At 74.9% G+C, this 875-nt stretch carries 1 protein-coding gene; it reads left to right on the forward strand.

The features are described 5' to 3' along the window. Positions 1 to 45 precede the first annotated feature (45 nt). A partial coding sequence (locus PROKR_RS09390) for an ABC transporter permease subunit (RefSeq protein WP_036962520.1) occupies positions 46 to 875 on the forward strand: 830 nt, incomplete at its 3' end.

An 875-nucleotide genomic window follows, 5' to 3' on the forward strand; every position in this document is an offset into this window, starting at 1 on the left:
CGGGGCGCGCAACGCGCGCGCCGACTCCGGCCGGGCGGTGCGGCGATGAGCGCCCAGTCCGGCCTGACGGGCGCCGTCTGGCAGCGGGTGCGCGGCGGCAACAGCCTGCTCCCGATCCTCGCGGCGCTCGTGGTCATCTGGCTGGTGATGGGCGCCGTCAACCCCGCGTTCCTCGCCCCCGAGAACCTGGTCAACCTCACGCTGCAGAGCGCCCCCGTGGGCGTGATCGCCCTCGGCGTGGTGCTGGTGCTGCTGGTCGGCCAGATCGACCTGTCCGTCGGGTCGGTCAGCGGGCTCGCCGCGGCAGTGGTCGCCGTCGGCTCCGTGAATCTCGGCTGGCCCGTGGCGCTCGCGATCCTCGCGGCGCTGGCGTGCGGCGTCGTCGTCGGGCTGGGGTACGGCGCGCTCTCGACGCGGTTGGGGCTGCCGAGCTTCGTGTTCACGCTGGCCGGGCTGCTGTTCCTGGCCGGCGTGCAGCTGCGCGTGCTCGGGCCGATGGGCTCGATCAACCTGCCGTTCGAGTCGTGGTTCGTCCGCTCGGTGCAACAGGGCTTCCTCTCGCCGGTGGCCGCCTGGACGCTGGTCGCGCTCGTGGTCGTCACCGTGGCGGTGGTCCAGGTCGTGGCGCGGGCCCGACGGCGGCGTGCCGACCTGCCCTGCGCGAGCGTGCCCCAGATCGTGGTGCGCACCCTCGTGCTGGCCGCGGTGCTCTCGGCGATCGCGGCCTACCTGGGCACCGCACGTGGGATCGGGTACTCGGTGGTGCTGTTCGCCGCGCTGGTCGTGGTCACCGACGTGCTCCTGCGCCGCACCCGCTGGGGCCGGTCGGTGCGCGCCGTGGGCGGCGACCGGCGGGCGGCGATGCTCGCGGGCGT

It is taken from the genome of Promicromonospora kroppenstedtii DSM 19349 (assembly GCF_000515355.1).
Lineage (GTDB): Bacteria > Actinomycetota > Actinomycetes > Actinomycetales > Cellulomonadaceae > Promicromonospora > Promicromonospora kroppenstedtii.